This window comes from Alcaligenes sp. Me129 (assembly GCF_050487245.1).
In the GTDB taxonomy this organism is placed as follows: Bacteria; Pseudomonadota; Gammaproteobacteria; order Burkholderiales; family Burkholderiaceae_B; genus Alcaligenes; species Alcaligenes phenolicus.
Genome location: NZ_JBKQGX010000012.1, coordinates 62,258 through 77,796, shown reverse-complemented (window position 1 = coordinate 77,796; position 15,539 = coordinate 62,258). Strand labels below are relative to the sequence as shown.

At 52.0% G+C, this 15,539-nt stretch carries 11 protein-coding genes; 10 read left to right on the top strand and 1 reads right to left on the bottom strand.

Features of this window, described 5'->3' with window-relative positions; all coding sequences use genetic code 11:
• Positions 1-27: 27 nt before the first annotated feature.
• The 8 genes from ACLPGZ_RS13465 to drt3b all read left to right on the top strand — a co-directional run bounded on the left by ACLPGZ_RS13465 (position 28) and on the right by drt3b (position 12,828).
• A complete protein-coding gene (locus ACLPGZ_RS13465) occupies positions 28-645 on the top strand; it encodes a recombinase family protein (protein WP_429641500.1) in 618 nt (205 codons plus the stop codon).
• On the top strand, positions 642-3,401 hold the full coding sequence (locus tag ACLPGZ_RS13460) for a class I SAM-dependent DNA methyltransferase (protein ID WP_429641498.1): 2,760 nt from the start codon (positions 642-644) through the stop codon (positions 3,399-3,401). The genes ACLPGZ_RS13465 and ACLPGZ_RS13460 overlap by 4 nt, the downstream gene beginning before the upstream one ends.
• The gene (locus ACLPGZ_RS13455) at positions 3,398-4,747 is read left to right on the top strand and encodes a hypothetical protein (RefSeq protein ID WP_429641496.1); all 1,350 of its coding nucleotides are present in this window, start codon (positions 3,398-3,400) and stop codon (positions 4,745-4,747) included. The genes ACLPGZ_RS13460 and ACLPGZ_RS13455 overlap by 4 nt, the downstream gene beginning before the upstream one ends.
• Positions 4,744-5,745 carry a virulence RhuM family protein gene (locus ACLPGZ_RS13450; protein ID WP_429641494.1) on the top strand — a complete coding sequence of 334 codons (1,002 nt, stop codon included), beginning with the start codon at positions 4,744-4,746 and terminating at the stop codon, positions 5,743-5,745. Before ACLPGZ_RS13455 ends, ACLPGZ_RS13450 begins: the two co-directional genes overlap by 4 nt.
• Before the next feature lie 13 nt (positions 5,746-5,758).
• Positions 5,759-7,822 (top strand): DEAD/DEAH box helicase, encoded by a 2,064-nt coding sequence (locus ACLPGZ_RS13445; RefSeq protein ID WP_429641492.1) that lies wholly within the window; start codon positions 5,759-5,761, stop codon positions 7,820-7,822.
• Positions 7,815-8,987 (top strand): GIY-YIG nuclease family protein, encoded by a 1,173-nt coding sequence (locus ACLPGZ_RS13440; protein WP_429641490.1) that lies wholly within the window; start codon positions 7,815-7,817, stop codon positions 8,985-8,987. The genes ACLPGZ_RS13445 and ACLPGZ_RS13440 overlap by 8 nt, the downstream gene beginning before the upstream one ends.
• A 423-nt stretch (positions 8,988-9,410) precedes the next feature.
• A complete protein-coding gene (gene drt3a, locus ACLPGZ_RS13435; protein WP_429641489.1) occupies positions 9,411-10,757 on the top strand; it encodes an antiviral reverse transcriptase Drt3a in 1,347 nt (448 codons plus the stop codon).
• A complete protein-coding gene (gene drt3b / locus ACLPGZ_RS13430) occupies positions 10,750-12,828 on the top strand; it encodes an antiviral reverse transcriptase Drt3b (protein WP_429641487.1) in 2,079 nt (692 codons plus the stop codon). The genes drt3a and drt3b overlap by 8 nt, the downstream gene beginning before the upstream one ends.
• Before the next feature lie 293 nt (positions 12,829-13,121).
• Here drt3b and ACLPGZ_RS13425 read toward each other — a convergent pair whose 3' ends face one another.
• Complete coding sequence (locus ACLPGZ_RS13425) at positions 13,122-13,481, bottom strand: IS3 family transposase (protein WP_429641485.1); 360 nt, start codon at positions 13,479-13,481, stop codon at positions 13,122-13,124.
• Positions 13,482-13,680: 199 nt separating this feature from the next.
• On the opposite strand from ACLPGZ_RS13425, the gene ACLPGZ_RS13420 reads away from it, so the two are divergent.
• On the top strand, positions 13,681-14,178 hold the full coding sequence (locus ACLPGZ_RS13420) for an RNA polymerase sigma factor (RefSeq protein ID WP_060185943.1): 498 nt from the start codon (positions 13,681-13,683) through the stop codon (positions 14,176-14,178).
• 74 nt (positions 14,179-14,252) lie between these two features.
• Positions 14,253-15,413 carry a FecR family protein gene (locus ACLPGZ_RS13415; protein WP_321386591.1) on the top strand — a complete coding sequence of 387 codons (1,161 nt, stop codon included), beginning with the start codon at positions 14,253-14,255 and terminating at the stop codon, positions 15,411-15,413.
• Positions 15,414-15,539 lie beyond the last annotated feature (126 nt).

Genomic DNA, 15,539 nt, shown 5'->3' with positions numbered 1-15,539 from the left:
CATTTTTTCATCGTCCGGAAACTGTTAATGAATCAACGGATCGGTTATGCCCGTGTTTCGACGGATGACCAGAACCTGGATTTGCAGCGCGATGCACTGCAATTGTCTGGGGTTCAGGCGATCTACGAAGAGATGGCGAGCGGCAAAGCCGCTGGCCGCCCGGAGCTGAATCATTGTCTGAAGGCGTTGCGAGCGGGTGACACCTTGGTGGTGTGGCGACTGGATCGGCTTGGGCGCAGCTTGCCTGACCTGGTGCGTATAGTTGCAGAGCTGGAAGACAAAGGTATTGGCTTCGAGAGCATCACCGAGAAGATCGAGACAGCGAGCGCTGCCGGAAAGCTGGTGTTTCATGTTTTCGCCGCACTGGCAGAGTTCGAGCGCAACCTGATTCGTGAGCGAACGCAGGCGGGCCTGGCTGCCGCCCGTGCGCGTGGGCGATCAGGAGGCCGTAAGCCGAAGCTGGATGCCCGGCAAATCAAGGAGATCAAGCGGCTCATGGCTGATCCGAGTATCCCGGTCAGTCAGATTGCAGAACGCTACAAAGTTTCCCGGACAACCCTTTACAAAGTGGCGCCTCGCGGCGCGGCTGCCCCAGGCAGCGATCAAACAGACGCAAGCGCGACAACGCCACGAGAAGACACATGAACGCAGTAGAAATCGAACAGGCTATTTCAGATTTAGCGCTCCAGCCCTTTGACCCGGCTGAGTTTGCTTATGCTTTTCTGGAGGCCTTTGGAAACAAGGCCACCACTCTCAAAAAACTGCGCTCCGGCACCTCCAATAAATCCGATCTCGGTGGCGTTTTACAGACCAAAAACATCCACATTGCCGTGGCTGAAGCAGGAGCTGTGACGCAAGTGTTGACGGCACTCAAAGCCAGTCCCGCCACCAGTCGCGCTAAAGCCCGCTTTATTCTCGCCACAGATGGCGAGAGTTTCGAAGCCGAAGATTTGGACACCGGCGAAACCGTCGCTTGCAGCTACCAGGCTTTTCCCGATCACTTCGGCTTCTTTCTGCCACTGGCGGGCATCACCACCGTTAAGCAGCTGCGCGATAGCTCGTTTGATATCCGCGCTACCAGCCGCCTGAATCGGCTGTATGTGGAGCTGCTGAAGGACAACCCCGCGTGGGGCACGGAAGAACAGCGCCATGAAATGAACCATTTTATGGCGCGGCTGATCTTTTGCTTCTTCGCCGAAGACACTGACATCTTCAGCGGTAGCAGCCTGTTTACCGACACAGTGGCACAAATGAGCGCCCGGGATTCAGCGAACACCCATGAGGTGATCAGCGAAATCTTCCGTGCCATGAACACTAAACAAGCCGAACGTGCGGCTGCTGGTATTCCGCGCTGGGCCGATGCTTTCCCTTATGTGAACGGGGGGCTGTTTTCCGGCAGCGCGGCGGTACCGGAGTTCAGCAAGATAGCTCGTTCGTATTTACTGCACATTGGCGGACTGGATTGGACGCAGATCAACCCGGATATTTTCGGTTCGATGATTCAAGCGGTAGCTGATGACGAAGAGCGCGGCGCACTGGGCATGCACTACACCAGCGTGCCTAATATCCTCAAAGTACTAAACCCGCTGTTTCTTGACGACTTGCGTACAAAACTGGAAGAGGCAGGGGATAACTCCCGCAAGCTGCTCAACCTGCGCAACCGCATGGCTCGCATCCGGGTATTTGACCCGGCCTGCGGCTCGGGCAACTTTCTGGTGATTGCCTACAAACAGATGCGCGAGATTGAAGCTGAGATTAATCAGCGTCGAGGCGAGCGTGATCGGCCTACCGATATTCCGCTGACCAACTTTCGAGGCATTGAACTGCGAAATTTCTCTGCCGAAATAGCCCGGCTGGCGCTCATCATTGCTGAATACCAATGCAACGTGCAGTACCGTGGCAAACAGCTGGCACTCAACGAGTTTCTGCCACTTAGCTCTGATAACTGGATTATGTGCGGTAACGCGCTGCGGTTGGATTGGCTGGCTATCTGCCCACCGTCAGGCACGGACGTTAAATTACTGGGCGATGACTTGTTTGAAACACCACTTGATCAGGCGAAAATAGATTTTGAAAATGAAGGTGGTGAAACCTTTATTTGCGGAAACCCGCCGTATAGAGGGAGTAAGTGGCAGAGTGATGAGCAAAAAGCTGATCTGGCAAATGCTTGGCGTAAGCATTCTAAATTGGCAAAAACGACTGACTTCGTCACAGGTTGGATCGCAAGATTCTTGGATTATATTGATCAGGAGCCGAACGCTGTTGCAGCACTTGTAATGACGAATAGTGTCTGCCAAGGGCAACAAGCTACCGAAATTTGGCCGGCGACGTTCAAACGTGGCTGCGAGATTCGTTTTGCTCACACTTCATTCAAATGGGCTAATCTTGCTGCGCACAATGCAGGGGTGACTGTGGTTATTGTCGGTTTGGGAAGGAAATCTTCTTTACCAAAAACCCTTTATCAAGAAGATCTACAAAAAGAATGCTCGGCTATTGGGCCTTATCTTGTACCTGACAGTTTGACTTACGTTGAAAAGGCTAGAACTCCGATTGGTGAACAGTCCATTATGCTTTTCGGCAATATGCCGCGTGATGGCGGAAATCTATTTCTGGATTCCGACCTTGCTCAAAAAATTGTTGCCGAAGATGTTGCGGCGCAGCCATTCGTTAAACGTTTCGTTGGTTCGGATGAACTTATTAACGGAAAACTTCGCTATTGCTTGTGGATTGAAGATGGTGAAGTTGAAGCTGCGAAGCAAAGCGAGTTTATTGCGCAGCGGCTGAGAATGGTTTCGGAAAACCGGATCGAATCTAATGCAGAGTCCACACGCGAATTCGCCAAGCGGCCGCATCGTTTTGTTCAGATTGCAGGGGCGGCTAAAGAAAATGTAATAGTGGTTCCCCGTGTGTCCTCTGAAAATAGACCTTACCTTCCGGTTGATTACCTGACTGAAAACTTTATCGTGGGGGATCGAAACTTCGCCCTTTACGACGCACCACTCTGGAACATGGCACTCATAGCTTCGAGGCTTCACTGGGTTTGGATCGGCACTGTTTGCGTGCGTATGCGTACGGATTTTTCCTACTCCAACACCCTTGGCTGGAATACTTTCCCAGTCCCCACGCTGACCGAAAAGAACAAAGCTGACCTAACCCGCTGCGCCGAAGATATCCTGCTCGCCCGCGAAGCGCATTTTCCCGCCACGATCGCTGACCTTTACAACCCTGACGTCATGCCGGATAACCTTCGTGCTGCCCACGATCGCAACGATGAAGTGCTGGAACGTATCTATATTGGTCGTCGTTTCAAAAATGACACCGAACGGTTGGAAAAGCTGTTTGATCTCTACACCAAAATGACGGTGGAAGAAACGAAAAAGGTTGCGAGGAAGAGCATATGAGTCGACCCGAACCTTTGAAGCCAGCATACAACTTTACCTCTGTATCAGAGCCCGTTATCTTGTCTCAAGGGACGGTAGAGGTAAGTTTAGATGGTACCGGATATCCTGGAACAGCGGACCTGCTACTTCAATTTATACCCAATCCTCGTCTGATTTTTCATGCGAATGTTCAGGGCGGGAAACGGTCTCCGCTTGCTTTTGCTTTCAACGAGCCGGTTGATGAATCGTTATCGTTTAACGGCCAGATGGTTGATGGATTTTCCGGAGCACGTAAAGCTAACATGGATCCAGTGACCCGGGAGTTGGATTGGCACCCAGAGTTCGAGCCTGTAGTGTTATGCGATATGCAGTCCAAGAATTCAACTTCTGCAATTTACCATCTTTTCAACTTTCCTGACTTCCACGGTGGCCAGTACCAGCATACTGCGCCCGCAGGTTGCCCTCTGCTTGTTCTGACATCCGAAGAATGGACGTTTTCGGTACAGGCATTGCCTGATGGCGCAACGCGTGAGGCATGGAAGCGAATAAAGGCCGAAGGTATTTGTCGTCTGACGCATATGGTGAAGCTGGAGCGCAACGATGGCAAGCCGTTCTCCGGGGAAGAAGCCGGCGAGCAATGCCATCTTCTTGATAACTTCCTGGCGTTTATCAAGGGTGGATGGTGCACGGCTGTGTGCGGTGTAGGACTAGCTGAGGACGGTGAGAAAACTTGGACAACCTTTGCTTCACCTCGCACCAGTAACCCTCCTTATTCGTGGTTCACCCCATCCAAAGCAAGTCAGGCTGAACGTCTGTTTCCGATGTTTGCAAGTCGTTGGCAACAGTCGGATGAGTGGAGGGAGTGTTTGCGAGCGGTTATCTACTGGTATATACAGGCCAATACGAGCGGCCACTCGCCGAGTATCGACACGGCCATTATCCTGGCACAAGTCGCCCTGGAACGGCTGGCATACCACTACGTTGTTGTAGATCGCAAGATGCTTTCAGGTAAAGGCTTCGATGATTTGTGGGCCTCTGATCGGTTGAGAATGCTTTTTTCTCTTTGCGGTATACCGAACGAAATAACGAATGTTGTGCCAGGCATTTGTAAAGCAAATGATGGTTTTAATAAAAGCTCTAAATGGCTGGACGGAGCTCATGCGATTGTCGATATCCGGAACTCTCTGGTTCATCCGGTCAGCAAGAAAGATGTGCGTGACTGCTATGTGGACGCTTGGAGACTGAGCCTCTGGTATCTGGAATTATCTGTACTGGCCTTGTGCGGTTACGACGGCACATATACTAATCGACTGACAGCAACGTATACGTCCGACTCAGAGAGCGTGCCGTGGGGGCAGAAAGCATGAGCGAACTTATTTTATATACCTCCGACGACGGCCAAACTCGACTTCACCTGCGAGTAGAGACTGAGACCATCTGGCTGAGTCAGCTGGAAATCGCTGAACTGTTCCAGACGACCAAGCAGAATGTCTCCCTGCACGCAAAAAACATATTTGAAGACAAGGAGTTGCGACAGGATTCAGTTGTCAAGGAATCCTTGACAACTGCCGCTGACGGCAAAAACTACCGTACCAAGCTCTATAACCTCGATCTGATTCTGGCTATCGGCTACCGCGTGCGCTCGCCCCGTGGCGTGCAATTCCGCCAGTGGGCCAGTACCCATCTCAAGGAGTTTCTGCGCAAGGGCTTCGTGATGGATGACGAGCGCCTGAAAAATCCCGGCGGTTGGGATTACTTCGATGAGCTGCTGGAACGCATTCGCGACATACGCGCCTCGGAAAAGCGCTTTTATCAGAAGGTTCGCGATCTGTTTTCGCTCAGTTCTGATTATCAGGCTCGTGAGCGTGAAACCGCGCTGTTCTTTGCCGAGGTGCAGAACAAGCTGCTGTATGCCACCACCGGCTACACCGCCGCCGAGCTGATTTTGAAGCGCTCTGATCCCAGCCAGCCCAATATGGCATTAACCAGTTGGAGTGGCTCGCGGGTACGAAAGCAGGATGTCATCGTCGCCAAGAACTACCTGAACGAAGATGAGATAGATACGCTGAATCGGCTGGTGGTGATCTTCCTGGAGCAGGCCGAGCTGCGTGTAAAGCAGCAGAAGGAGCTGACCCTGGACTTCTGGCGTAACAACGTCGATAGAATGCTGGCTTTTAATGACCAGGCGATCCTCGAAGGTGCTGGCTCAGTCAGTCGCGAGAGCATGGAGAAGGTTGCCCGTGAGCGTTATGAGGTCTTCGATCAGCAACGGCGTATAGCCGAGGCGGAAGCAGCAGATGCTGCGGATCTGAAGGAAATCGAGCAGCTGGAACAAGACCTCAAACATAAGGGCAAAAGGCCCTGACAGGTATCGCACTATGACAAAAATCGTACCCTCTGTTTCCGTTTCGTATGCGAGTAATGGCAGCTCGACCAAGTCCAATGCATTGGGCATGCGGCCCATGCAGGAGCGGGCCTACGAGCGGCGAGGTGAGCAGTACCTGCTGATCAAGTCGCCTCCGGCTTCCGGGAAGAGCCGCGCCCTGATGTTTATTGCGCTGGACAAGCTGCATAACCAAGGGTTGAAACAAGCCATTATCGTGGTGCCGGAAAAGTCTATCGGCGCGAGCTTTAACAACGAACCGCTGTCGAAGTACGGCTTTTGGGCTGACTGGCAGGTAGAGCCAAAATGGAACCTGTGCAATGCGCCGGGCTCGGACAACGGCGGCAAGGTCAAATCGCTGGGCGCCTTCCTCAACAGCGACGATAAGATTCTGGTGTGTACTCACGCCACCTTCCGCTTTGCGGTCGATCAGTTTGGCATTGCCGCCTTCGATGATCGGCTGATTGCAGTGGACGAGTTTCACCACGTATCGGCCAACCCGGACAACAAGCTGGGTGCCCACTTGGGTGAGCTGATTGCTCGTGACAAGGTGCATATCGTGGCCATGACGGGTTCCTACTTCCGAGGTGATTCGGAAGCGGTGCTCGCTCCTCAGGACGAGTCGCGCTTTGATACGGTGACCTACACCTATTACGAGCAGCTCAACGGATACGAGTACCTCAAAAACCTGGATATTGGTTACTACTTTTATTCCGACTCTTACGCTGACGATATTCTCAAGGTGCTTGATCCAGCCGAGAAGACCATCGTCCATATTCCCAATGTGAACTCCCGTGAGAGCACCAAGGACAAGATCCGTGAAGTGGAGCACATCATCGAGGAGCTGGGCGAATGGCAGGGCACTGACCCGGTAACGGGCTTCCAGTTGGTCAAAACGCCAGAAGGCCGATTGCTAAAAATCGCCGACCTGGTAGACGATGATGCCGTGAAGCGGGATCGGGTGTCCGCTGCATTAAAAGACCCCGAGCAGAAACACAATCGCGACCACGTGGACATCATTATTGCCTTGGGCATGGCCAAGGAAGGTTTTGACTGGATCTGGTGCGAACATGCGCTGACCGTCGGCTATCGTTCCAGCCTGACAGAAATCGTTCAGATCATCGGTCGTGCGACACGGGATGCACCGGGCAAGGCCCGTGCGCGTTTCACCAACCTGATCGCAGAGCCGGATGCGGCCGAGCAGGCAGTGACTGAGGCCGTGAACGATACGTTGAAGGCCATCGCCGCCAGCCTGCTGATGGAGCAGGTGCTGGCTCCGCGCTTTGAGTTCACACCCAAGAACCCTACCAGTGGCCCGCAGGCAGGTTTTGACTATGGCGAGGGTGGGTATGACCCGAACAAATGCAACGTGGGCGTCAATGAAGAGACCGGAAAGTACCAAATCGAGATCAAGGGGCTGGTGGAGCCAAAAAGCGATGAGGCTACGCGCATTTGCCGGGAAGATTTGAACGAGGTAATTGCCAGCTTTGTGCAGGACAAAAACACCATCGAGCGTGGTTTGTTCGATGAAGAACTGGTACCGGAAGAGCTGACGCAAGTGCGTATGGGTAAGATCATCAAGGATCGCTACCCCAACCTGGATGCAGAAGATCAGGAAGCGGTTCGCCAACACGCTATTGCCGCGCTGAATCTCACTCAGCAAGCCAAGCAGCTTCTGGTCGGTGGCGAAACGATAGAGGTGGGTGGCTCAGAGCCGAAACCTAATACCGCGTTGCTTGCTGGCGTGCGCAAGTTCGCCATGGACGTACGCGAACTGGATATCGACCTGATCGACCGCATTAATCCTTTCAGCGAGGCCTATGCGATTTTGGCCAAATCCATGAGCGAGGACAGCCTGAAGCAAGTGGCCGCTGCCATTTCTGGCAAGCGCACCAGTCTGACGCCGGACGAGGCCAAGGAGCTTGCTCTGAGAGCGGTCAAGTTCAAGAAGGAGCGAGGCCGTCTGCCATCGGTGAGTTCAGCAGATCCTTGGGAGCAGCGTATGGCCGAAGGTGCTGCGGCCTTTGTGCGTTTCAAAGATGAGGGTCGTTATGACTGATCTGGACGATTTGCGTGCCGAACTGGATGAGTTCGCCCAGCAGACAAAGAAGAAAAGCCTCTCCGCCCGTGAAGAGCGGATTATTGCTGGTTTTGAGGAAATTCAGCGTTTTGTCGAGCAGCATGGCCGTGCTCCACAGCACGGTGATGGAAGGGACATCTTCGAGCGGCTCTACAGTGTGCGTCTGGATCGCCTGCGCGCCCTTGAAGAGTGCCGCGAGCTGCTGACGCCTCTTGATCATCAAGGCTTGCTCAGTGGTGATGGCGCCAGTGACGAGGACGCAGTGGAAGCGATGGACGATGATGCTTTGCTTGCCGAGTTGGCCGGGGCTGCTGGTTCCGCTGATATCACTGAACTGCGCCACGTGCGTACCAGTGCTCAAAAGCGGGCGGCAGAAGAAATTGCCAACCGGGAGACATGCGACGATTTCGAGACGTTTAAACCGCTATTTGATCAGGTGCGCAGTGATCTGAGAGCAGGTTTAAGAGTGACTAGGCCTTTTGGCCAGTACGCCACGATTGAAGTGGGCCACTGGTTCATCCTGGACGGACAAACAGCCTATGTGGCGGAAGAGGGCGAAGAGTTCGATTCGCCACAAGGCAAGAAAGACGCCCGGCTGCGGGTCATTTTCTCCAATGGTACCGAGAGCAACCTTCTGCGCCTGTCCCTGGCGCGTGCTTTGTACAAGGACGAAACTGCACGTCGAATTACTGATCCAGATATGGGGCCGTTGTTCAGCGATTCTCTGGAAGAGGGTGATCTGGAAAGCGGCACTATTTATGTGTTGCGCTCGCTATCCGATAACCCCTATGTGGCTGAGCATCGTGATGTCATCCATAAAATTGGTGTCACCGGCGGCAAAGTAGAAACGCGCATCGCCAATGCCGAACACGATTCCACCTACCTGTTGGCCAAGGTCGAGGTGGTAGCCACCTACAAACTCGCAGGCATCAACCGCACCCGGCTGGAGAGGTTGTTCCATAGGCTGTTCGCACCCGCGCGCTTGAACATTACCATCAACGACCGCTTTGGCCATCCCGTGCAGCCTGAGGAGTGGTTTCTTGTTCCGCTGTTCGTCATTGATGAGGCTGTTGCGCGGATTAAAGATGGGAGTATCACAGGGTATGTGTACGATCCGAAGGCTGCGAAGCTGGTGAGCGCATAAAGCAGTGTAGGTATATTCAGCTCCGGCCACAGACCGGGATCATCGCTAGGAGGACGTAGTATGACGAAATCGCGGGAATACCAAGCTGAGCCGTTTTTTATCAGTGACGGTCCACCGTCCAATGACCTGCCTATCCCGCCGCACCGAACCATAAACTTGCCGCAAATCCTAGCAGGCCTTACTGATGATGAATTGGCGAGGTGGCCTGACGCTCTGACAGATGCCGAACGGAAGCGGAGATATAGGGCTATAGGCTGAGCGCAAGGAAGAACAAGCATCAGCTGAGTTTGCTGGTAAGTGGGCACAACCAGGCTAAACGATGCCAGTTTGATAGTCACCTGGCATCATCAGATGCTTTTGGGATGTCGAGGGTAGTAACTTGAACAACATAATTGACAATAAAAAATGGAATAAGCGCTGACGATGCTCGACCAAATGTTCACCGCGGAAAACTTCCGTCGTATCTATGATGCTGAAAATCGCAAAGGTGCCGACTTGGCGACCCGATATTTTCCCACGCTTGAACCGTTCACGCTCAGCATACGCAATAAGGTGCAGGAGATTCGTGATCTACGGAAAAGCGAAACCACATTCAAAGCGAGTGACTTCGAGGCACGGTTACTTACGTTGCAAGCTGAACTAACGGATTTGAAGGTAGTTAAATCATCGGCCGTCGATGCCTTGATGGATGAGATCAGTCAGAAGGTACTGAAACCGAGTTTCAAGATAGATCTTTCCCAAAAGATGGGGCCGAAGGGAAAGGCTGTTTTCTGTATTGACGAAGAGCCTGAGACTTTTTTCGTCATTAAGCAGATCCAGCGTAACATTCATCGTATTTATGGCGTCAAACAAGCGAGCCGTCACGACCTTGTATGTCAGCTTCGCGATATGCTTGGCAGTAAATTTCCTTTTGAACTGGTTCGCACGGATATTTCGTCGTTTTATGAGAGTATCGATCGTAAGCGTTTGCTAGAGAAATTGGAGCGCGACCAGCTACTGAGCTCAGCGTCAAAAAAATACATCAAACAGGTGTTGGACTCATATGGCTTAATTTCCGGAACATCTACTGGGGTTCCCCGAGGTGTAGGTATCAGCGCGTACCTGGCCGAACTGTATCTTAGACCGGTGGATAAGACTATCCGGGCTATTCCTGGCTTGGTGCTGTATTGTCGGTTTGTCGATGACATAGTGGCTGTGTTTGCACGCCCGCCTGCTGGAAAAAGCCTCGGCTCGTTCAAGCAGTTGATCAACGAAACCCTCAGTGATAACGGACTGGCGCTCAATGAGGAGAAAACCTCTGAATTTAATCTGGCTGATACTAACTCGCAGAAGTTCGAGTATCTGGGGTATCGCTTTCATCTCAAGCAGGGACTGTTTGAGATTAGCCCGAGCGCGGCAAAAGTGATGAAGTATCGGTCGAGGATGAATGCTGCGTTTGCAGACTATTGGCGTGAGAAGCCTGTCAGTCCAAAGAGGGCATTCAGAAAACTGGTAGGACGTATTAAATTTCTGACAGGCAATACACGTCTTTCCAACAGCAAATCACGCGCCGCTACCGGAATATACTTTAACAACCCGATCGTGACCGATTTGTCGAGCTTTAAATTACTCGATAGGCAGCTCAGGAGGTGTATAGATAAGGTAGGACGAAGTAGTCTTCAAAAAAAGTTGAGGAAACTTAAATTCACGACGGGTTTTGAGCAGCGGCGGTACCATAATTTCAGTACGCGCGAGTTGCAGATGATCGTGGGGGCCTGGAAGCATGACTAAGCGACGCGTTTCACTCACTCACCGGAAGCAAAGGTCTGTACTCACCGACATGCTGCCGTTCGAAGTGCCGCCGACGTTCTCCAATAGGGGCTATTACCGCTTCTTAGTTGATAACAGCGTTGAGATAGAGAATGGCCAGCTGCGCTGGGTTTGTGAAACGAACGCGCTCGACGAGATAATGGTGCTACTGTTCGGAATCAAGCTCAAGCCCAATGCCGGAATTGCGATAAATGTGGTGAACGAGTGGGGTAAGGAGAAAACGCGCCGCAGCGTACCCGTCAATGCGTGCCAGATGGCAACAATCCCTTTTAATTTTCGTGTCGCCCATAATCTTGATGGGCGAACGCTTAGCGTTGTTCATCCGCGTAATCAGGTTGCTGTTGCAAGTTTTTACTCAACGCACAGCGCCTTAATCATATATCACACCTCTGTTAGTGAATTCTCGATTCGTCATCCTGTGTCGGTGTCGCGCTATGCTTATTTCAAAGACAAGCTTCATGAAGAGCGTTTAGATACAGTCTCAGGCATCGAGGAAAGTGACCGAGAGTACGAGCAGCTAGGGTCTTATTTCGTGTATCGTAAATACCGGAATATTCACCGCTTCTTTGAATCGCATCAATACCATAGCAGTGAGAAAAAGTATGATGCAATGGTTCAGATTGATGTGAGTAAGTGTTTTGACAGTATTTATACTCACTCACTGCCTTGGGCTGTATTGGGAAAGGATCAGACGAAATTTAGTCTGGATGCTTCTAGGAAAACTTTTGGAGGGCGTTTCGATGCCCTTATGCAAGATCTTAATCATAAAGAGACCAACGGTATAGTTATTGGTCCGGAGTTTTCCCGAATCTTTGCTGAGATTATTTTACAGGCAGTTGATGTGGAGCTTGTCAGGAAGTTGTTCGAAGGAGCAAACCTGACTCATAAGGTTGATTATGAAATTTTCCGCTACGTGGATGATTTCTTTGTTTTTTATAATGAGGAATCTACCCAGATCAAGATTTTCGAGACGCTTCAGCAAGTGCTCAAATCGAAAAAGCTTGCCATCAACACGGCAAAAATAAAACATTATCAAAAACCAATTATCACAGAGATTACTGTTGCTAAAGAACGAGTCTCGATTCTGCTGAATGATGAGATTGATCCACGGTGTGAGGAGGAGCCTCTTGTCGATCCTTCCAGCCCTCCAAAAAAAAATCTGGCTTGCTCTGTAAATGCGAACCGTCTGATTGTTCGGTATAAGGTTGCCCTCAAAGAGGCTGGTGTCACTTATGGTGATCTTCTGAACTACACTTTTGCCATAACCGAGAGTAAAATTGAGAAGCTCTCTAAAGCGTATGTGGCGAGTGATAAGACAGGTCGTGATCGTAAGCGCTTTTCCAATGCCTTGCTGGCAATTATGGAATTCGTGTTTTTTGTCTACTCTGCAAGCCCGAGGGTCAATCACACGATCCGCCTCTGTAGGATGGTCACAGCTTCCGTAAACTTTTTGCAGGCGCAAAGCTTTCCATACGAGAAGAAGCACTTGCTGTTTAAGTACGTCCACGACAACGTGTTGCAGCAGCTAGAAAAAAACACGATGAGCGCCCATCGTGAGATTGAAAGCCTATACCTACTTATTTCCTTGTCGCAGATTGGTCGGGAATATTGGCTGCCGGTTTCTGCACTTCTTCGGCATTTCCTAATCGAAGAGGAAGAGGGTACAGAGAACTATGTTCGTCCGTCGGGCTTTATGAATCACTTTTCGATAACAGTTCTGTTGTCTTATATCAAAGATAAGGTTCGCTATGAAAAGTTGAAGGCTTTCATAGAGACTCACGTTATCGCGAAACTTGAATATATGAAGGCCTACTGTCCGGATGATGCAGAAACACTGATTTTGCTGCTTGATCTGATTGTCTGTCCTCATATTAGTGCCGCCACCAAGGATGCCATCGGACAGATTTTTGGCCTGGATGCAGTAAAACTTGCGTTGGTTCAATCATCCAACGATCAGTGGTTTACCGCTTGGGGTGATAAATTCGATCTCGGAAAGGAGCTGGAGGCGAAGCGTAGTCGTGAAGTATACTAACCTCGGCGCTCCGCTTTACCCTTAATGGCTGTTGGCAGCCCACACACAAGCGCCAACTCTTCCCCTATATCAATTGGGGGGAGGGTATGAGACGGCGGGAGCGGGCCGTCTCTCCCCCAGCTTTGTGGCTACGTCGCCGCTTTCGATGGAATTGCTGGAACACGATAGACTGGGCGCAAGCTGATCTACATGTGGTTTGCCCCTGATCGTTAGGTGGTTTCTGCTAACCCATGAGACTGGCTGAGAGTTTTCTGGGTGTGGTATTTTTCATGGTACTGCCTCCTTTTGTAGTTTTAAGCCCATGTTTTTAAATGAAATTTTCCTTCTATTGACAATAGAGTGGGAATGATCCCGCGTCTGGCACGGCCAGGCAACTGATGGCATAAAAAGCCGCTAAGCCCGCGTAACTGCGGGCTTTTTTGCGCAATTCTGTCTGGCATTCCTAGGCCGCTAAGATGCAAATAGCTACCGAGCCGCGACCTCATAAGCCTTGCGTAAAGTGTGATGCAGTGATGATTGTAATAGTGGATGTATTGACGGATGCTGTTTCCTAGCTGCTCGATGCTCAGGAAGCAATGCAAATAGAACAGTTCGGATTTGAGCTTGTCGCCACGGTGTGGGGCAACGGTGACTTGTGAGAGATGGGCCGTCAATGCGGAGTGTCAATCCGATGCGCGAGAGCGTTGTAAGCAGAAAGTGCTCGATATTCTATATCTACATGAGAATTATTAACATCTGTGGCGTACAATAAGTAACCCTTCGTTCGTCCGCTTCTTCTGGTGCGATAGAGCCAGCCGCAGCACATGCATGGTACGACGGGTCCCGTCGTATGGATGTGACTTTGACTGAGCCGTGTTAGCCCGCTATTACAGAGATTTGCTGAACTTTTGCATGCGCAAGGTGCGTGACCGTGACATCGCGGCTGACCTGGCGCAAGAAAGTTATGCGCGCGTGCTGGCCATGCAGCAGACCGGTGAGGCCATTCGCGAGCCCGGCGCATTGCTGCGTCAGGTGGCGTTAAATACCAGAATCGACTGGGAACGCCGTGCCAGCATCCGCCAGCACGACGACATTCATGCCTTGCTGGAAGCAGATCAGCCGCGCGGCCCGCAAGCGCTGCAGCCCGAGCAGGCCTATGCTGCGTCTCAAACCGTGCAAGCCTACCTCGACACTATCGAAGCCTTGCCGCCCCGGTGCCGCGAAGCCTTTTTCCTGTATCTGTTCGAAGATATCACCAATCAGGAGATTGCTGACCGTATGGGCGTGTCGGTCAGCATGGTGGATCGTTACATCAAGCGCGGTAAACTCGCTTGCATGGCTTGCCGGGAGGAGCTCGATAGTGACAATTGAGTACATGCTTTCCGTGGCCAACATTTCCTGTGGGGGTGTGGTTTTGCCCCTGATAGTGCGTCTATACCAATAATATGAGCCGTTTTTCTCCATCCTCGCATGCATCTTCAGTCCCATTTGATGAGGCTGTGGAGGCGCGCGAGTATGAAGAGTTCTTTCGTCAGCAAGATCTTGTGCATGTTGCCGCCGTGGATTGGCATACCCGCTGGGAGAGGGGCTTGAGCGCTGCCGAGCAGGCAGAATTCCAGCTATGGCTGAATACGGATCCGGCACATGCCGCTGCCTATGTCCATCTTGATGACGGCATGATGGTGCTGCATAGCGCATCAGCACAGCAGACGCAGCACATGGCTCAGGGGCGTCCATCTTGTTTCAATCATGCCTCGGGCCAGTTCGAGCATGTTGATAGGAATACGGCCCGGCGCCAAAAATCCGTTAACGTCTTGGGCAGGTGGTCATCACTCTTTGGCCTGTCATCACGCCGAAACTGGTTCGCGTTCTGTTTCGTGGCTTTTTTGGCCGTTGGTATCGGTTGGCACCAATGGGGGCAGGGTCGGTTCTTCTCGACGCAGTACGCGGTCAAGCGCGGACAAAGCCAGACGATTGCCTTGCCCGACGGCAGCGTGCTAGTGCTCGATGCAGAAACGCAGGCGAAGGTCATCTTTTACCGTGATCGGCGTGAGGTGCGTATTAAAGAGGGGCAAGTCATGTTTTCCGTCGCGCCTGACCGTGACAGCCCCTTTCAGGTACTGGTGGGCCGTGCGCGAGTCACCGTTGTGGGGACACGTTTCTCCGTGCGCTATCACCAGACGGGCATGGATGCCGACACTGTCAACGTCGCGGTGGAAGAAGGGCATGTGCGAGTGGCTGACGTGGGTGGTTGGTTTGGCAGAGGGGCCGGTGCCGAGGTCAACTTGGTAGCAGGGCAAGGTCTGAGCATGGCGGCAGATGGCCACATGGGCAAGGTCTCGGCAGTTGCACCAGGTAGCATTGCACTGTGGCGCAAAGGGCTGGTGCACTTCGAGAATACATCACTGGGCGATGCTTTGGTGGAGTTGGAGCGCTACGGCTCGACGGGGCTGGTAGTGCGTGATCCGGCTGTCGCCGCCATGCCCATCGGCGGCAGTTTTCAGGTGACCCGCCCCGATGAGTTTGCCCGGATGGTGAGACAGATCCTGCCCGTCAGGCTGGTACCCCGCGAAGCCGGAAAGTTTGAAATCACCTTGCAGCGCTAGGCTTGTTGACCCTACATCTGCTGGGCAAAAAAAAAGATCGTGACACAGGTGTAGTTTCGGGTGGGCTGGTGCGTCTTTAAGGGTAGTGAGTCGTATTTTTATTCATTGCTCGATTTGTAAAGGACG